At 48.0% G+C, this 17286-nt stretch carries 16 protein-coding genes and 1 pseudogene; 11 read left to right on the top strand and 6 right to left on the bottom strand.

What is annotated here, in order from left to right:
• Nucleotides 1–95: 95 nt before the first annotated feature.
• The 7 genes and pseudogenes from U2H13_RS05480 to U2H13_RS05450 all read left to right on the top strand — a co-directional run bounded on the left by U2H13_RS05480 (nucleotide 96) and on the right by U2H13_RS05450 (nucleotide 6875).
• Nucleotides 96–1619, top strand: coding sequence for an FAD-dependent oxidoreductase (locus U2H13_RS05480; protein ID WP_376700716.1), 1524 nt, complete (start codon nucleotides 96–98; stop codon nucleotides 1617–1619).
• Nucleotides 1535–2275, top strand: a pseudogene (locus tag U2H13_RS05475) (protoglobin domain-containing protein); the annotation flags it as partial. The gene U2H13_RS05480 and the pseudogene U2H13_RS05475, both read left to right, overlap by 85 nt.
• Before the next feature lie 243 nt (nucleotides 2276–2518).
• The gene (locus tag U2H13_RS05470) at nucleotides 2519–3034 is read left to right on the top strand and encodes a methyl-accepting chemotaxis protein (RefSeq protein ID WP_369719112.1); all 516 of its coding nucleotides are present in this window, start codon (nucleotides 2519–2521) and stop codon (nucleotides 3032–3034) included.
• Nucleotides 3035–3164: 130 nt separating this feature from the next.
• On the top strand, nucleotides 3165–3722 hold the full coding sequence (locus U2H13_RS05465; RefSeq protein ID WP_003155185.1) for a biotin transporter BioY: 558 nt from the start codon (nucleotides 3165–3167) through the stop codon (nucleotides 3720–3722).
• Nucleotides 3723–3733: 11 nt separating this feature from the next.
• Nucleotides 3734–5170, top strand: a complete 1437-nt coding sequence (locus U2H13_RS05460) for an acyl-CoA synthetase (RefSeq protein ID WP_376700715.1) — start codon at nucleotides 3734–3736, stop codon at nucleotides 5168–5170.
• The gene (locus U2H13_RS05455) at nucleotides 5158–6249 is read left to right on the top strand and encodes an acetyl-CoA C-acyltransferase (RefSeq protein ID WP_376700714.1); all 1092 of its coding nucleotides are present in this window, start codon (nucleotides 5158–5160) and stop codon (nucleotides 6247–6249) included. The genes U2H13_RS05460 and U2H13_RS05455 overlap by 13 nt, the downstream gene beginning before the upstream one ends.
• 50 nt (nucleotides 6250–6299) lie before the next feature.
• Complete coding sequence (locus U2H13_RS05450; protein WP_109566835.1) at nucleotides 6300–6875, top strand: histidine phosphatase family protein; 576 nt, start codon at nucleotides 6300–6302, stop codon at nucleotides 6873–6875.
• A 15-nt stretch (nucleotides 6876–6890) separates the two neighbouring features.
• Here the strand turns inward: U2H13_RS05450 and U2H13_RS05445 are convergent, their stop codons facing one another.
• Complete coding sequence (locus U2H13_RS05445) at nucleotides 6891–7769, bottom strand: ABC transporter substrate-binding protein (protein WP_376700713.1); 879 nt, start codon at nucleotides 7767–7769, stop codon at nucleotides 6891–6893.
• A 488-nt stretch (nucleotides 7770–8257) separates the two neighbouring features.
• Here U2H13_RS05445 and U2H13_RS05440 point away from each other — a divergent pair, with 488 nt between their 5' ends.
• Nucleotides 8258–9406, top strand: coding sequence for a S8 family peptidase (locus U2H13_RS05440; protein ID WP_077722018.1), 1149 nt, complete (start codon nucleotides 8258–8260; stop codon nucleotides 9404–9406).
• Nucleotides 9407–9449: 43 nt separating this feature from the next.
• Here U2H13_RS05440 and U2H13_RS05435 read toward each other — a convergent pair whose 3' ends face one another.
• Nucleotides 9450–10700, bottom strand: coding sequence for a M48 family metallopeptidase (locus U2H13_RS05435; RefSeq protein WP_376700712.1), 1251 nt, complete (start codon nucleotides 10698–10700; stop codon nucleotides 9450–9452).
• Between the two features lie 154 nt (nucleotides 10701–10854).
• Here U2H13_RS05435 and U2H13_RS05430 point away from each other — a divergent pair, with 154 nt between their 5' ends.
• Complete coding sequence (locus tag U2H13_RS05430; protein ID WP_048368015.1) at nucleotides 10855–11250, top strand: hypothetical protein; 396 nt, start codon at nucleotides 10855–10857, stop codon at nucleotides 11248–11250.
• A gap of 47 nt (nucleotides 11251–11297) precedes the next feature.
• On the opposite strand, the gene U2H13_RS05425 is transcribed toward U2H13_RS05430, so the two are convergent.
• From U2H13_RS05425 to U2H13_RS05410, 4 genes are all read right to left on the bottom strand, one after another.
• On the bottom strand, nucleotides 11298–12839 hold the full coding sequence (locus tag U2H13_RS05425; RefSeq protein WP_007409202.1) for a fatty acid--CoA ligase family protein: 1542 nt from the start codon (nucleotides 12837–12839) through the stop codon (nucleotides 11298–11300).
• A gap of 131 nt (nucleotides 12840–12970) precedes the next feature.
• Nucleotides 12971–13615 carry an SDR family oxidoreductase gene (locus tag U2H13_RS05420; protein WP_017417391.1) on the bottom strand — a complete coding sequence of 215 codons (645 nt, stop codon included), beginning with the start codon at nucleotides 13613–13615 and terminating at the stop codon, nucleotides 12971–12973.
• A gap of 80 nt (nucleotides 13616–13695) precedes the next feature.
• The gene (gene lplJ, locus U2H13_RS05415; RefSeq protein ID WP_003155205.1) at nucleotides 13696–14691 is read right to left on the bottom strand and encodes a lipoate--protein ligase LplJ; all 996 of its coding nucleotides are present in this window, start codon (nucleotides 14689–14691) and stop codon (nucleotides 13696–13698) included.
• Nucleotides 14692–14703: 12 nt separating this feature from the next.
• Nucleotides 14704–15438, bottom strand: coding sequence for an MBL fold metallo-hydrolase (locus U2H13_RS05410; RefSeq protein WP_017417389.1), 735 nt, complete (start codon nucleotides 15436–15438; stop codon nucleotides 14704–14706).
• A 151-nt stretch (nucleotides 15439–15589) separates the two neighbouring features.
• On the opposite strand from U2H13_RS05410, the gene yhfH reads away from it, so the two are divergent.
• Nucleotides 15590–15730, top strand: a complete 141-nt coding sequence (gene yhfH / locus U2H13_RS05405) for a protein YhfH (RefSeq protein WP_012117221.1) — start codon at nucleotides 15590–15592, stop codon at nucleotides 15728–15730.
• Nucleotides 15731–15964: 234 nt separating this feature from the next.
• Entirely contained in the window at nucleotides 15965–17254 is a 1290-nt protein-coding gene (locus U2H13_RS05400; protein ID WP_003155211.1) for a cation:dicarboxylate symporter family transporter, read from the top strand.
• The last annotated feature ends 32 nt before the right edge of the window (nucleotides 17255–17286 follow it).

Genomic DNA, 17286 nt, shown 5'->3' with positions numbered 1-17286 from the left:
ATTATGAGTAATTTGAGCATCTTATACGAATTTCATGTATGAACAGAGCCTTATTGGAAAAATTAAGAATATACAACAGAGGAGGTAAATCTGAATTGACTACTTTTTCAAACGAGGAACCGGCTTCCTATTGGAAAGCAACAGCTGACATTCCTTCCTTTCCCGCCCTCACTGAAGATACGGAATGCGACGTTGCGGTTATCGGCGGAGGAATTACGGGTCTGACAACGGCATACGAACTGACGAAAAGAGGATTCCGTGTCGCTGTCATTGAAGCAGACCGGATTTTAAACGGGACGACCGCGGGCACGACCGCAAAAATCACCGCCCAGCATGATTTCATCTATGCCGATCTTATTCAGCAGATCGGCCTGACCAGTGCAAGGCTGTATTTCGAAGCCCACCTCCGCGCCATGGAAGACATGAAGCAGATCATCAAGGACCTTTCGATTGACTGCAGACTGATTGAACAAGACGCATATCTTTACACCAATACAGAATCAGGCGTCAAAAAAATCCGCAGTGAGCAGGAAGCTTATACCAAGCTCGGTATTGAACATGAGCTTGTGAAAGAACTTCCCGTCCCCGTTGATTGCAGGCTCGGCCTCGCCATGAAGAATCAGGCGCAATTCCATCCGCTTTTATATGGCGCGGCGCTCGTCAAAGAGATCGTTAAAAACGGGGCGCGGATTTTTGAACAGACGGCTGCGATCGACATAAAAAAAGAACCGCAGCCGGAAGTGGTCACGAAAAACAGACACGGCATCAAGTGCAGCTACATTGTCTGCTCTTCCCACTTTCCTTTTTATGACGGAGGCGGGCTTTACGCCGCCAGAATGTATGCCAGCAGATCCTACGTACTCGCGGTAAAACCGAAACAAGCGTATCCGGACGGGATGTATCTCAGCATAGACAAGCCGTCCAGATCACTGCGATACACCGATTTGAACGGTGAAAAACTGGTTCTTGTCGGCGGCGAAAGCCACAAAACAGGCCAAGGAAAAGAAATGTCCGAGCATTACGAAGCACTGAAACAATTTGCGGAAGACACAATCGGAGTTGAAAGCATCCCATATCATTGGTCTGCACAAGACCTTGTCACCATTGACAAAATTCCGTTCATCGGTCCCATCTCGGGCGATGAAGAACATATTTTGGCGGCGACCGGTTTTAAAAAATGGGGCATGACAAGCTCAGCGCTCGCCGCGAAGCTTTTGGCTGATCATATTCAAAACAAAAAGAACCCGTTTTCCGGCCTGTTTATTCCGTCACGCTTCCACGCAGATCCGGGACTGAAAAAACTGATTTCTTATAATGCCGACGTGGCCAAACACCTTATCTCGGGCAAACTTGAGAGGCCGGACGCTTCACCTGAGACTCTTCGGCCCGGGGAGGGAAAAATCGTAACGGTAAACGGCAAACGGGCCGGCGCCTATAAAGATGAAAAAGGCTGTCTGCATCTTGTCGATACGACATGCACCCATTTGGGCTGTGAGGTTGAATGGAATGACGGCGAACGGACGTGGGACTGTCCATGTCACGGGTCCCGGTTCACACCCGACGGCGGGGTTGCCGAAGGTCCCGCCATCAAGCCGCTGAAACGTCTCACCCAAGATTGACTAAACCATTCTGTACGAATGGTTTTATTTTTTTCCGCATTAAAATATTTTTATCAGATTCCTTCATTCAAGTTCCTTCCAAACCGATAAAAAGAAAAAGAGAATATCTGGGGGAACTTATATTGTTATTTAAAAAAGACCGCAAAAAAGAAACAGCTTATTTTTCAGAAGCCGATGGAAAAAAACGCATCGCGCTTTCAAATCAATATGCAGATGTCCAAAAACAGCTGAAAATGGTCAGGCTCGGAAACGAAGAACTTCATGTGCTTGAAGAGCTGCAGCCGTTAATTAAAGAACATATCTCAACAATCGTCGATTCCTTTTACCGAAACCTGGATCACGAAAAATCATTAATGACGATCATTAACGACCACAGCACGGTCGAGCGCCTGAAAAAAACATTACGGCGTCATATCCATGAGATGTTCGCCGGCACAATTGATGATGAATTCATTGAAAAAAGACAGCGCATCGCTTCCATCCACTTGCGGATCGGCCTTGAACCGAAATGGTATATGGGAGCGTTTCAGGATCTGCTTCTGTCGATGATGAACATATATGAAGCAACCATTCCGGATTTGCATGAGCTTTTAAAAGCGATCAAAGCGACGACGAAAATATTGAATCTTGAACAGCAGCTCGTCCTTGAAGCATTCCAGACTGAATATAACTGCCAGCGTGACGAACAAGAGGAAAAGAAAGCCCGCCTTCATCAGAAAATCCAGGAAACATCCGGATCACTCGCTGATTTGTTTTCAGAAACGAGCAGAGCCGTGCAGGAGCTGGTCGATAAATCCGAGGGCATTTCCGAGGCGTCAAAAGCCGGCACCGTCACTTCCGTACATGTCGAAGAAAAATCAATCGGCGGGAAAAAAGAGCTTGAAAGCCAGCAGCAGCAGATGAATAAAATCGACGCCAGCCTTCTGCAGATTGAAGAAGAAATGGACAAGCTGAATGACATCGCCCAGCAGATCGAAAAAATCTTCGGCATCGTGACGGGGATCGCCGAGCAAACGAATCTCCTGTCACTCAACGCTTCAATAGAATCCGCCAGAGCCGGGGAGCATGGCAAAGGGTTCGCCGTTGTCGCGACGGAGGTAAGGAAGCTTTCAGAGGATACGAAAAAAACCGTTTCCACCGTATCAGAGCTTGTGAACAATACCAATACACAAATCAACATCGTGTCCAAACATATCAAAGATGTAAACGGACTTGTAAGCGAAACGAAAGAAAAAATGACGCAGATCAACCGTCTGTTTGATGACATCGTCCAAAGCATGAAAACGAGCAAAGACCAGACAGGCAAAATCGACGTTGATTTGCAGGCCTTTCTCGGCGGCCTTCAAGAAGTCAGCCGCGCCGTTTCCCACGTTGCATCATCCGTTGATTCACTTGTTATCCTTACAGAAGAATAAAGATAAACCGACCGGCCTTTTTCATAAAGGGCCGGTCTTTTTATTGTTAACTCAAAATATAATAGAGTTGACATATATAAAGACTCGCTTTATTGTATAAACATATTTTGATAAGCTGGAGGAATACATAATGAAATTGACAGAAATGATGCATATTGCCGTGTTTACCGCCATTATGGGACTTTTGGGGCTGCTTCCGCCGCTTTTCTTATCCTTTACGCCGGTTCCGATTACGCTCCAGACGATCGGTGTGCTCTTATCGGGAAGCATCCTGAAACCGAAAGCGGCATTTTTAAGCCAATTGCTTTTTTTGCTGATTGTGGCATGCGGAGCGCCTCTCCTTTCAGGCGGAAGAGGCGGGTTCGGGGTTTTTTTCGGGCCGAGCGCCGGATATCTCATCGCATATCCGCTGGCGGCATTACTGCTGAGCCTCAGCATCCAAGGCCTTCGCTCAGCTGCTGTCCCCCATTTGTTTATCAGACAGTTCTTGTTCGGCGTGCTGTTTTTGTATGTCATCGGCATTCCCGTTCAGGCTTTTATGATGCACATTGATATCTTGACTGCCGTAAAGCTCAGCCTCATCTATGTGCCCGGAGATCTGCTTAAAGCGGCCGCAGCCTCATTCGCAGCCGTAAGAATCAGAAAAACTCTTCAAGCTAGCCGGCTTTTGCCGACGAAAGGAAGCTGATTTTAGTCATCATGATTACATCATCATATTCAGATACAGCCGGACAAGCGCCGGAACAGATCGCGATTCAGACAGACACAGAACAGATCACCTATCAAACTTGGAACAGGCTAGTAAACCAAACCGCAAACTGGCTTGGAAGCCTTTCAGATAAGCCGGAAAACATTGCAATATTACTGCAGAACGGCATCCCTTTTTTACAACTTTTCGCAGGGGCGGCGCATGCCGGCTGCACGGCGGTTCCGTTAGATCCCCGCTCGGCTGCGGCGGAACTCGCGGACCAGCTGCACATCAGCAAAACCGATCTCGTCATCTGTGACCGCCGGCTGAGCGGCAGACTGGACGGCATCAAAACGCCTGTCATCCTGTGGGATGAATGCGGGCCTTTGATCGAGGCGGAAAAAGCGGAAGGCGCTTTTATCAAAAACGCCGGCCTGCCCTTTTATACCGGATTCACCTCGGGATCGACCGGTAAACCGAAAGCCTTCACCCGCTCTCACCGTTCGTGGCTGGAGAGCTTTTCTTGTACGAAACGTGAATTCGGCATTTCCCCTGATGACAAAGTGCTGGTGCCGGGTACGCTGCGCTCGTCACACTTTTTATACGGCGCCGTCAGCACTTTGTTTATCGGCGGAACCGTCATCCTTCAAAGAAAATTCAATCCCGCCGGAATGAAAGACCGGCTCAGACAAGCTGACGTTCTATATACCGTTCCGACAATGACGGACGCCCTGCTCTCACTAGAGGCGTTTCCGGATACACCGCTCAAGGTGATTTCTTCCGGTGCAGACTGGCCCGCTTCGTCTAAACAAGCGCTGTCAGAGCGCTATCCCCATTTGCGGTTGTACGATTTTTACGGAACGTCTGAGCTGAGTTTCGTGGCGTTCTTATCGCCTGAAGACAGCACCCGAAAGCCTGACGCGGCGGGCCGTCCGTTTGAAAATGTTACAATCGAAATCCGCCGGCCCGGCGGGGAACGCTGCATGCCGGGCGAAACGGGGAAGATTTTTGTGAACAGCCCGATGAAATTTTCCGGATACATCAACGGCGCAAAGCCTGATGATTCCGGCTGGATGACGGTTGATGACATGGGATATATCGATCATGAAGGCTATCTTTATATCGAAGGACGTGAAAACGGGATGATCGTATCAGGCGGCCTGAATGTATTCCCGGAAGAGATAGAACGTGTGCTCAACCGCTGTCCGGGCGTCAGAAAAGCGGCCGTCATCGGCATTCCTGATGATTATTGGGGCAGCATCGCCGTTGCGGTGATCGACGGACATGCAAATGTAAAGGAACTGAAGAAACAGTGCCGCGAGCAGCTGGCAGCATATAAAATCCCGAAAAAATGGCTGTTTTCAGAAATACCGGAAACAGCCGGCGGAAAGATCGCCCGTGCCGCCGTACAAAAGCAGGCAAAGGACATGATGGAATGGAAGCTGTAATTACGGATGCGAAGCGGACGATTTTCGCCCGGGAAAACGGCCTGTTAAAAGACTGTCTCCCCGAAGATTTGGCAGCTCCGCTGATCCGACATTTGAGCCGGAACATGCCCGAAGACATTGATGAAGTCCTGATCGGAAACGCGACGGGCCGCGGCGGGAACCTCGCCCGGCTGTCAGCCTTGGCCGCCGGGCTTCCTTTGAGCGTGTCCGGTACGGCCATCGACAGGCAGTGCGGTTCCGGATTGGACGCCGTGAGAATCGCGTGCCACTTTGTTAAAGCCGGCGCGGGGAGCACATACATCGCGGGAGGAGCGGAGAGCAGCAGCCGTTCCCCTTTCTCATCCCGGGCGCGCTTTTCTCCTGAACACATCGGCGATCCTGATATGGGCATAGCGGCCGAGTATACGGCACAGGCTTACGGCGTAACGAGAAAGATGCAGGACGAATATGCCCTTCTCAGCTATGAACGGAGCGTCAAAGCACACGAAGACGGCTTGTACCGCCGGGAAATTCTCCCCTGCCACGGATTCGCCGCTGACGAAAACATGCTGAAAAAGCGGAACATGGCGCCTCTCATCGCCCGCGCCAAACTCATCTTTCAGTCCGGAGGCTCTGTCACCGCCGCCAACAGCTGCGGAATTTCTGACGGGGCGGCGGCAGTTTGTGTGATGGAAGAACAAAAAGCGCGGTCTCTCGGTTTAAAGCCGGGATTGCGTTTTATCGGAAGCGCGGTAAGCGGCGTCCATCCGCATTATCCGTCAGCAGCTCCGGTTTATGCCGTCAAAAAGCTTTTGAAGGAACGGGACCTGTCACCGGATGATATTGATATATACGAAATCAACGAGGCGTTTGCCGTCAAAATATGCGTTTTTTCACAGCAGCTTCAAGTGCCGTATTCTAAAATAAATGTCCGGGGCGGCGCTCTCGCCGTAGGGCATCCGTACGGGGCTTCCGGGGCGGCGCTTGTCACCCGGCTTTTTTATGAAGCAAAAAGACGCCCTGATGCCCGCTATGCAGCAGCAGCGATCGGCAGCGGAGGCGGAGTCGGGCTGGCGCTTCTCTTTGAAGTGTTAACGTAACGGCAGTATAATAGATGATATCGATAAAAAATGATCGGAGTGGAGACTTTATGACTGCCGTTTGTTTAGTAAGACATGGAGAGACTGATTGGAATGCCCAAAAGAAGCTTCAAGGCAAATCGGATATTCCGTTAAATGCGACGGGAGAGCGTCAGGCGAAAGAAACAGGAGAGTACTTAAAGGGGTCTGAATGGGATGTCATCGTCTCAAGCCCGATGAAACGGGCCAGAAAAACGGCTGACATTATTAACGGGTTTTTGAATCTTCCCGTTGTCGTCATGGAAGATTTCAGAGAACGGAGCTACGGTGATGCGGAAGGAATGTCTTTACCGGAACGGTCGAAGCGCTACCCGGATAAAAACTACCCGAACATGGAGACCGCAGAAGAGCTGACAGACAGAATGCTTGCCGGTTTAGTGAAAGTTCAGGAGCGGTTTCCTGAGCAAAAAGTACTGATCGTCGCTCACGGCGCAGCCATTCACGCCCTCTTGTCCGCCATTTCTGACGGTGATACCGACATACAAAACGCAAAGCTTGTCAATGCGTGCCTGAGCAATATCGAACGAATTGAAAATAAGTGGCGCGTCAAAGATTACAATGTAAGCAGCCACCTATCAGAATCATAACAAAAAGGCCCGAATTCAGTTTTGGGCCTTTTTAGCGAGCATTTTTTTCTGCAGATCATGTAATATGGCGTCCGCACCGTCAATGCTCCGGCGCTCCGTCCATACCGCCCTGTCCGCACGGTAAACGTGTCCGTTTTTTACGGCAGTCAGCTGTTTCCAAAGGTGATTTTTTTCGAGTTCTTTCTCACCGTCCAGCAGTACGATGTAATCAGGATCGATATGTAAAAGCTGCCCGGGCGTCATTTTGATAGAGTCTGATTTCCCGCCGGAATCCGTCTGGACCGCATATGTAAACCCTGCGAGCGCCAAAAGCCGGGACGTAAAAAACTGATCATCCTTTACGGAAATGCTGCCATTTGCAGCGTCAATTAATAAAATCGTGCCGCCTTCTGCATCCAGCTTTCTTTTGATGTCATTCAGCTTTTCTTCCTGAGCCGACAATTGTTTCTCTATGATGCCCTCTTTACCGACCGCCTTTTCAATGGTAAGGGCAGCATCAACCGCATCCTGATAATCCGCAGCTTCATTTTTCAAAGCGATTGTCGGAGCGATCTTTGTCAGCTCATGGTATATCCCCCTGTGCAGGCTTGAGTCTGCAATGATGAGATCGGGTTTTAACGAAGTGATCTTTTTCAAATCGGGATGTGACGGGGGCCCGACGGACGGCCTGCCGTCGTTTCGCTCTTTCCGGTTATCCGCCGCGGCCGCCGGCTTTATGCCGAGATCATGGAGGGTGTCAATAAAGTCCTCATTCAATACGGCGATGCGCTGCGGGTGCGCAGCCACATGCGCCGTCCCCAGATCGTGCCTGACGGCGGTTTCATGTTCCTGTTCTGAGCATGCCGTTATGAAGAGAACGGATAAGATCATCAGCATACTGAAAATTGGTTTCATCTGTTCCCCCTCTTTCGTTTTTCCGCAATTATATCATTGACAATATAAGTATCAATGATATTCATTATCATTATTTTTATAAAATGGTTTCACAGCTTTTCTCCGTCAAGAAAGCCAAAGACTGATTCATGCCGGCCGCTTTATTTCATTCCGCTTTCGTTTCCATCAGACTTCTGCATTCAACAAAAGGTGACATTTATCCTGTTTTTGCCGCAGCTTCCAAAAATGGAATCAAACCGTTCGACCCAGTAAACAAGAGAGCGATTGCGGCTGTGTACAAATACTCATGTCCTTCCATCGGTTTTTTCCATTAAAATTTAAATATTTCGGGTTCCTATTAAACGAAAGAGAGATGATATACCTAAATAGAAATAAAACAAACTGAAAAAAATTGGGTCTACTAAAATATTATTCCATACTATACAATTAATCCACAGAATAATCTGTCTATTGGTTATTCTGCAAATGAAAAAAGGAGTGGATAAAGAGTGAGAGGCAAAAAGGTATGGATCAGTTTGCTGTTTGCTTTAGCGTTAATCTTTACGATGGCGTTCGGCAGCACGACTTCTGCCCAGGCTGCAGGGAAATCAAACGGGGAAAAGAAATATATTGTCGGATTTAAGCAGACAATGAGCACGATGAGCGCCGCCAAGAAAAAAGATGTCATTTCTGAAAAAGGCGGGAAAGTGCAAAAGCAATTCAAATATGTAGACGCAGCTTCAGCTACATTAAATGAAAAAGCTGTAAAAGAGCTGAAAAAAGACCCTAGCGTCGCTTACGTTGAAGAAGATCACGTTGCACAGGCGTACGCGCAGTCCGTGCCTTACGGCGTATCACAGATTAAAGCCCCTGCTCTGCACTCTCAAGGCTTCACCGGATCAAATGTTAAAGTAGCGGTTATCGACAGCGGTATCGATTCTTCTCATCCTGATTTAAAGGTAGCAGGCGGAGCCAGCATGGTTCCTTCTGAAACAAATCCTTTCCAAGACAACAACTCTCACGGAACTCATGTTGCCGGTACAGTTGCGGCTCTTAATAACTCAGTCGGTGTATTAGGCGTTGCGCCAAGCGCATCTCTTTACGCGGTAAAAGTTCTCGGCGCTGACGGTTCCGGCCAGTACAGCTGGATCATTAACGGAATTGAGTGGGCGATCGCAAACAATATGGACGTTATTAACATGAGCCTCGGCGGACCTTCTGGTTCTGCAGCGTTAAAAGCGGCAGTTGACAAAGCCGTTGCTTCCGGCGTCGTAGTGGTTGCGGCAGCCGGTAACGAAGGCACTTCCGGCGGCTCTAGCACAGTGGGCTACCCTGGTAAATACCCTTCTGTCATTGCGGTAGGCGCTGTTAACAGCAGCAACCAAAGAGCATCTTTCTCAAGCGTAGGTTCTGAGCTTGATGTCATGGCACCAGGCGTCTCTATCCAAAGCACGCTTCCTGGAAACAAATACGGCGCGTACAATGGTACGTCAATGGCATCTCCGCACGTTGCCGGAGCGGCTGCTTTGATTCTTTCTAAGCACCCGAACTGGACAAACACTCAAGTCCGCAGCAGTTTAGAAAACACCACTACAAAACTTGGTGATGCTTTCTACTACGGAAAAGGGCTGATCAACGTACAGGCGGCAGCTCAGTAAAACATAAAAAACCGGCGTCGGGCATGGCCCCGCCGGTTTTTTATTATTTTTCTTCCTCCGCATGTTCAATCCGCTCCATGATCGACGGGTGGCTCCCTCTGAAAATTTTGACGAGAAACGGCGGGTTGACCCGGCTCAGTCCCGTATCGGCCAAGTCCTGAAACGTCTCAATCGCCGCTTCCCGGTTTCCGGTCAGCTCGATGCTGTAACGGTCGGCGGCGTTTTCCTGATACCGGGAGACGGCATTCGTAATCGGATCAGAAGCAAAACTGAGAACGGATATGAGCAGCAATAACAGCGGGAGGGCGGCCAGATCTTCAGGCCCCTTTATATGAAGCATTCGGCCGAAGAATTTGGACAGCCGCTTATAAAGCTTGTCAATGATATAGAACCCGGCTAATGACAGCAGCAGATACCCGGCCAGTCCGATGTACACGTGCTTCATCACATAGTGCCCCATCTCATGCCCCATAATGAACAAAATTTCCCGATCCTTCAGTTTGTTAAGCGTCGTATCCCACAAAACGATCCGCTTATTCGAACCGATGCCCGTCACATACGCATTCAGCGCATTCGTTTTCTCCGACATATTCACTTCATACACATGGCTGGCCGGAATGTCGGCCTTGTCGGCAAGCGACAAAATTTTGCTTTCCAGCTCCTTGTCTTTCAGCGGATAGAAATCATTGTATAAAGGATCAATCACGACCGGCTGCAGGAAAAACAAAAACAGGGTAAACGGCACAGTAAGACACCAAGCGTAAAACCACCATTTTTTTGTATGCTTTGTGATCAGCCAGTAAAACACAAGCACACACACGGCAAACAGCGGAAAACTGATCCAGAAATCAATGACATGGTCTCTTATCCAGCTTGCTGCTGTCTGCGTCGAAATATGATACGCAAGCGAAACCCGATATCCGATCCACTCAAGCGGAAGTGAAGCCGCCGTAATGATGAGTGAAATCACAAATACGAAGCTTACGATTTGCAGCACCCGAAAGCGCACCGCTGCTTCCAGCCAATGCTTTATTTTTTTGGCAAGCCCCGTAATGAGCAGCAGAAAAAATAAAAACCAATCTAACGGCGCTCCGATGAAAAATAAAAAATCCTTTACATTTGAAAAGTTTTCAGCGGCTGCCAGGCGGCCCGGGTCCATAAACGAGGACGGATCGGCTTTTGTTCCCTTTACGGCCTCCGGGACGGCGGAGTCTCCTGTCATAAAGAAATACCAATAGAAAAAAAGGCCGTACAGCACATAGGCAAGTCCCGCTGCCGCTATCCATTTGCGCATGGAAGTCCCCCTCCTTAGCCTTATGACTTACTCCTATTGTAAGCATAAATGCAAATAAATAGAACCAAGCCTCCGAAACGGATGTTAATCTTTTCACAACAGAAAAGAATGGAACAACAGGAAGCGGGAAAGACTAAAAGACGGAGTGATGAATATGAAAAAAATAATCGCGTTTATTGTAGTAATCGCCCTTTTGGTTATTGCTTTCTTCTATGTATACAGCCGGACCGGCGATGTGTTTCCATCAAGCAACGCAGATCTGATTATTCTGTCAGAGCACGGAAAAAAAGAAATCAAAATTAAAGACAGGCAGAATGTAAAAGATATGCTCGATATCTTGAACCAAGGAAAACAAGTCAAACTGACCAAAAGCGTGTCTCCCGATTACGACGGAACGGTCAAATACCATGAAGACCGTTTTGATTCATTCAGTATGTGGCTCGAAAGCGGCAATTATATGATGTACAAGCATAAAAACACGTATTACAAACTGACCCGGCATGATACGAAGCTTGTGCAAAGCATCATCAAGGAAGAATCGCAGAGCTGACCGGATCAGCATGTAAAAGCGAAGCCCCCGGCTTCGCTTTTCGTCCGTCATTTCGGAAGCATGTCCCGGACCGCCCGTCTCAGCAGCTTCCCGGTCGCGTTCTTCGGAATCTCATCAAGAAAAACCACTTCCGCCGGCCGCTTATATTTTGCCAAATGTGTTTCACAGTAATCAAAAACCGCCTGCTCTGTCAGCTCACCGTCCCCAGGCACTATATAAGCATGCACCGCTTCCCCCGTTTTGGCGTCAGGAACGCCGATGACCACGGCTTCTTTAATGCCCTCATGGCTGTAGAGCACTTCTTCTACTTCGCGCGGATAGACGTTGTATCCGCCGACGAGAATCATATCTTTTTTTCTGTCGACGATATAAAAATAACCGTCTTCGTCGCGCTTCGCCAAATCACCCGTGTACAGCCAGCCGTCTTTCAGCGCGTGCTCCGTCTCCTCGGGCATCTTGTAATAGCCTTTCATCACATTCGGCCCTTTCACGATCAATTCTCCCACTTGATGGTCGGGCAATTCGCGTCCGAGCGTATCGACGACTTTATTTTCGACATGTAAAATATTCGTCCCGATCGAGCCGGGCTTTCTTCCCCGGTCAAACGGATTAAAACAAGTAACCGGAGACGCTTCAGAAAGTCCGTACCCCTCCAGAATGGTGACGTCAAAGGTTTGTTCAAACGTCTGCAACAGAGCGACTGGCATGGAGGCCCCGCCTGAAATGCACAGTCTGACGGACGCAAAATCCTCCGCCTTGCCGTGCTCGTATTGATACAGATAGTTATACATCGTCGGAACGCCGGCAAAAATGGTTGCCTGACGGCTTTTAATCAGTTTAAACACAGAAGCCGGGCTGAATTGCGGCTCGATTAAGACACACGCTCCGCTCATCAGAGGCGCATTCATACAAACGGTTAAACAAAAAACGTGAAACATCGGCAATGCCGCCACAATTTTGTCTTTCTCATTCATTCCTAAGTATCCGGCGACATCATTTGCATTGGAGAAAAGATTCTGATGGGTGAGCATGGCGCCTTTCGGTTTTCCGGTCGTCCCTGAGGTGTATAAAATGACGGCAGTATCGTCTTTGGACAATGTCGGATAAGTTCTGCTGCGCTCCGCCGGACGGAGCATTTTTGTAAACGTTGTCATTTTTAAGCGCAATTGAGGGTCTTCTGTCGATGGAGCGTTCTCTGCTGTCTGGCTGATAATGATATGCTCCAGCAGCGGCAGCGAGCCGTGCAGGCTTTCAAATACGGGAATTAATAGGTCGATGCCGGCGATCGCTTTGACATCGCCGTTTTTCAGCATGTATGCGATTTCTGAAGGTGTGTATGCCGGATTAACAGGTATGACGACAATTCCCGCTTTTAACGCGCCGAAAAACGCAATAACAAAGTCAGGCGTATTTCCGAGCAGCAGCGCGAGATGATCCCCTTTTTTCAGTCCCCTGTCCTCCAAGCCGTTTGCAAATGCTTTGATTTTACCTGCCAGCTCCTCATACGTCATGTACTGATCTTGAAACAGACAAGCTGGTTTTTCCGGTTTCTGCGATGCCGTTTCTTCCAATTTGGAAACCAGATTCATTTTCCCACCCCTTTAAAAATGTAATGAATGAATAGTCATTCATTTGTCCGGAATAAACGTTCACTTTTATTATAGAAAAATATAGAAAAACACTCAAGGGCAAAAAGCCCCGAGTGCCGTAAAACCGGAAACTATAATTGTTTCAGCGCTTCACTGACCGGCGTGCCGCCCGCCGTCAGATCGAATGCTTTTTCATACGTATTCGGTTCATCAAGGGATGCGATAACGGTCTTGGCGACATCGTCTCTTGAAATGGAGCCTCTTTCTAAATCGGCCGCGGCTTTGATATTTCCCGTGCCGGGATCATTTAATAACCCGCCCGGCCGGATAATCGTATACGTCAGACCGCTCGCTTCAAGAATTTTATCCGCATAATGCTTTGCGGCGTAATACGGCTTCAGCGCTTCATTCCAATTGCCGCGGTTATGAGCCTGAAGGGCGCTTACCATAATGAACCGCTTGATGCCGGCTTTCTTTGCCGCTTCTATCGCTTTCGCCGCTCCGTCAAGATCAATCAAAAGCGTCTTATCGTATCCGGTGCTTCCTCCTGATCCGGCGGTAAACACAATCGCGTCACAGCCTTCGGCGGCTTTCGCGATGTCTTCCGGGCTTCCTTCCAAATCTGCAAGAACGGCTTCTGTTCCCGCGGCTTGAAGCGCTTCTTTCTGCTCTTGTTTCCGGACCATCGCCCGCAGCGTATGCGTGCCGTCTTTTTGAAACAGCCCGGTCAGCCGCTGTCCGATCTGTCCGTTTGCTCCGATGAGAAATACTTTCATCATGATCCCTCCCTATTCATTATGGTTCTATCATTTCACAAAAACGGGCGCTGATTCAAATCATGCGTTCGGCAAATGTTCTAATAAATCAGCTCGAGGAAATCTTCCAGCTCTATTTTGCCGAAATACTGTTTCAGATCGATTCCGGCCAGCGCCTCCCTGATAGCGGTTCGGTCATACTGTTTTCCGGTCAGTGCCTGTTCGACTTCACTCACATCTTTCGCACCGAAGAAATCACCGAAAATTTTGCAGTCCTGAATGATTCCTTTTTTCACTTCAAGACGCAGATCAATCGATCCGACCGGATAACGTTTCGAATGCTGAAGATTAAATGCGGGCGACCTTCCGAAATTCCAGTCCCAGTTTTGATAGCGCTCTTCGGAAATCTTCCGGATCGCTTTCCAGTCTTCATCGGTCAGTTTATATTCCGGCACTTCGGAAAGATCATTTGTATTAAAAATATGGTGAAGCAGGTGCTTTTTGAATTCGTCCGCCGTCATTTTGTCATCAAGAAACTCGCTGATGTTGGCGACACGGCTTCTGATTGACTTAATGCCTTTTGATTCGATTTTATCTTTTTTCACTTTCAAGGCTGATACAACGTGATCAATGGCGGAATCCAGCATTAATGTTCCGTGGCTGAAAATACGCCCTTTCGTCGAAAATTGAGCGTTGCCGGAAATTTTTCTGCCGTCCGCGACGATGTCGTTTCGGCCGCTTAATTCAGCTTCCACACCGAGCTGGCGCAGCGCCTGAATAACGGGTTCGGTGAATTTTTTAAAATTATGAAAGCTGTCGCCGTCATCCTTGGTGATAAAACTGAAATTCAGATTCCCGAGGTCATGGTAAACCGCACCGCCCCCTGACAGCCTGCGGACGACGATGATTCCGTTATCTTCTACGTATTTCGTATTGATTTCTTCTATTGTGTTTTGGTTCTTCCCGATGATAATCGAGGGCTGATTGACATAAAACAGCAGGTATGTCTGTTCAGGGTCGAGATGCTTCACGCAATATTCCTCGATCGCGAGGTTGATCCTCGGGTCGGTTATGTTTTGATTGTCGATAAATAACATGGTGCTCCTCCTTTATTTCTCCCACTTCAATCCGGAAGCGGCGATTGTCACTTCGCCCCCGAACACGGATTCCGCTTCTTCTTTCAGCTTCCGGTGCTCGCCGAAATGAGGCAGATGCGTGAGAATCAGCTCCCCCGCTCCGGCCTCCTTCGCGATACGTCCGGCTTCCAAACTGTTCATATGGCCGGCTGACGTGCCGTCCTGGTCTGCGTAAAAATTGCACTCACAGATCAGCAGATCGGCATTTTCCGCAAACGGGATAAACGCGTCCTGGTAGCTTGAATCAGCCGTATACACAACAGAAGCTGAACCGTCAGTAATCCGCATCGCATAACAAGTGACCGGATGCACCGTTTTCAGAAAGGTAATGGTGAACGGCCCGGCAGAAAGCGGGCGGTCCGGCTGATAGGCCACTCCTTTTGTATGCGTTTTATATGTAAGACGCTCAAACTGTTCTATATCAGCATCATGCCCGTAAATCGGCAGTGCATGCGTCCCTTTTCCGAGAAAGGAGCCGACCTGTTTGGCAAATTGAAGCGGCCCGATATCAGCGATGTGATCATGATGATAATGGGACAAAATGACGGCATCAAGCTCTTCTGCCGGAACATAGGCAAACAGCTTTGATAATACGGCGCTTCCGCAATCGACGAGCAGAGAATAGCCGCCGGACTGAAACAGATAGCCTGAAGTTGCTTCGTTTGCGGCCGGAAACCCGCCGCAGCATCCAATAACTGTAACTTTCATATAATCCTCCGAATGTTTATGATAAAAAGTTCCTTTCCTCCAATATACCTATTTTTCGTACAAATTGCATGTTTTAAACATTGTGCCAAAACAGCCGTTGATTTTCTCAAACTGTTATAATACAATGTAAAGACAAAACAATGAAAGAGGGATGGGTATGTTGGAAAAGATGTCGGATTTTTTCAGAAATTTACCCGGTAAGAAATGCGAAGAATGCGGAAATGAGATTGTTGAGCAGTATGAGTGTCACATTAATTTGTGTAATGACTGCTTGAAAATTAAGGATATGTGACAATAGGGCGCCGCACAATTCTAAGTTGTGCGGCGCCCGTTTTTTTCGGCCCTCATCATACTTTCTGAATAGGGCGTTATTCACCATTATTAGCAATTATCTGTACGTTTTAAAATATTCAGTATTTTCAATCTATATTTTTCTATAGACGGATTGTTTTCTTTTCTATTATAATTTGTTCTAATAGCTATCTTTTTAGATACTTATTGCACTTTTTTCTTCGGGAGGTAATCTATGAAAAAATTACGCTTTGGACTAGCGACGCAAATTTTCGTCGGACTCATACTAGGGGTTGTAGTCGGTGTCATCTGGTACGGCAATCCCGCCATTCCAACATATTTACAGCCTATCGGCGATTTGTTTTTACGCTTAATCAAAATGATAGTGATTCCAATTGTCGTCTCCAGCTTAATCATCGGCGTTGCCGGCGCGGGAAGCGGAAAACAAGTCGGAAAATTAGGCTTCAAAACGATTTTGTATTTTGAGATCATTACCACTTTTGCCATTATTCTCGGGCTGGCTTTGGCGAATCTGTTTCATCCGGGAACAGGCGTTAATATACATGAAGCTCAAAAGACAGATATCAGTCAATATGTTGAAACAGAAAAAGAACAAAATAACAAATCTATCGCAGACACATTCCTGCATATCGTACCGACAAACTTCTTCCAATCATTAGCCGAAGGAGATCTGCTTGCCATTATCTGCTTTACCGTGCTGTTTGCACTCGGCATCTCGGCAATCGGTGAAAAAGGAAAGCCTGTCTTGGCCTTCTTTGAAGGTGTTTCTCATGCGATGTTCCATGTTGTGAACCTGGTCATGAAAGTTGCGCCGTTTGGTGTTTTTGCGTTGATTGGTGTTACCGTTTCCAAATTTGGGCTCAGTTCCCTGCTTTCACTCGGTAAACTGGTCGGTTTAGTATATGTAGCTTTGGCTTTCTTTCTCATTGTTGTATTCGGAATCGTCGGAAAGCTTGCCGGAGTAAACATTTTCAAATTCCTCGCCTATATGAAGGATGAAATTTTATTAGCGTTCAGTACGTCAAGCTCCGAAACCGTACTCCCCCGCGTTATGGAAAAAATGGAGAAAATCGGCTGTCCGAAAGGTATTGTTTCCTTTGTTGTGCCGATCGGATATACCTTTAACTTAGACGGATCTGTGCTGTACCAATCTATCGCCGCTTTATTCCTCGCTCAGGTATACCACATTGACTTGTCCATTTGGCAGCAGATTACCCTTGTGCTTGTCTTGATGGTCACTTCCAAAGGAATGGCTGCCGTGCCCGGGACTTCTTTCGTCGTCCTGCTTGCGACATTAGGCGCATTCAACATTCCTGCAGAAGGCCTTGCATTCATCGCCGGGGTTGACCGGATTATGGACATGGCCCGTACGGTCGTCAATCTGACCGGAAACGCGCTGGCATCCGTTGTGATGTCAAAATGGGAAGGCCAGTATGATCCCGTTAAAGGCGCGAAGGTCATGAGCCTCGCCAAAACAGAACAAAACACAACCATCTCAGGTTAAAATGAAAACCCTGCACGGAATGATTTCCGCGC

Origin of the sequence: Bacillus sp. A1 (assembly GCF_042296235.1) — a bacterium.
GTDB lineage: Bacteria > Bacillota > Bacilli > Bacillales > Bacillaceae > Bacillus > Bacillus velezensis.
Note: the sequence above shows the minus strand (reverse complement) of the source record. Positions and strands in the feature narration are given on the sequence as shown.

Bases quoted from the DNA above. Each gene is read 5' to 3' on its own strand.
- U2H13_RS05400 (WP_003155211.1), top strand. From the start codon at position 15,965: ATGAAAAAATTACGCTTTGGACTAGCGACGCAAATTTTCGTCGGACTC.
- yhfH (WP_012117221.1), top strand. From the start codon at position 15,590: ATGGGTATGTTGGAAAAGATGTCGGATTTTTTCAGAAATTTACCCGGT.
- U2H13_RS05430 (WP_048368015.1), top strand. From the start codon at position 10,855: ATGAAAAAAATAATCGCGTTTATTGTAGTAATCGCCCTTTTGGTTATT.
- U2H13_RS05420 (WP_017417391.1), bottom strand. From the start codon at position 13,615: ATGAAAGTATTTCTCATCGGAGCAAACGGACAGATCGGACAGCGGCTG.
- U2H13_RS05425 (WP_007409202.1), bottom strand. From the start codon at position 12,839: ATGAATCTGGTTTCCAAATTGGAAGAAACGGCATCGCAGAAACCGGAA.
- U2H13_RS05455 (WP_376700714.1), top strand. From the start codon at position 5,158: ATGGAAGCTGTAATTACGGATGCGAAGCGGACGATTTTCGCCCGGGAA.
- U2H13_RS05450 (WP_109566835.1), top strand. From the start codon at position 6,300: ATGACTGCCGTTTGTTTAGTAAGACATGGAGAGACTGATTGGAATGCC.
- lplJ (WP_003155205.1), bottom strand. From the start codon at position 14,691: ATGTTATTTATCGACAATCAAAACATAACCGACCCGAGGATCAACCTC.
- U2H13_RS05470 (WP_369719112.1), top strand. From the start codon at position 2,519: ATGAATAAAATCGACGCCAGCCTTCTGCAGATTGAAGAAGAAATGGAC.
- U2H13_RS05445 (WP_376700713.1), bottom strand. From the start codon at position 7,769: ATGAAACCAATTTTCAGTATGCTGATGATCTTATCCGTTCTCTTCATA.
- U2H13_RS05410 (WP_017417389.1), bottom strand. From the start codon at position 15,438: ATGAAAGTTACAGTTATTGGATGCTGCGGCGGGTTTCCGGCCGCAAAC.
- U2H13_RS05460 (WP_376700715.1), top strand. From the start codon at position 3,734: ATGATTACATCATCATATTCAGATACAGCCGGACAAGCGCCGGAACAG.
- U2H13_RS05465 (WP_003155185.1), top strand. From the start codon at position 3,165: ATGAAATTGACAGAAATGATGCATATTGCCGTGTTTACCGCCATTATG.
- U2H13_RS05435 (WP_376700712.1), bottom strand. From the start codon at position 10,700: ATGCGCAAATGGATAGCGGCAGCGGGACTTGCCTATGTGCTGTACGGC.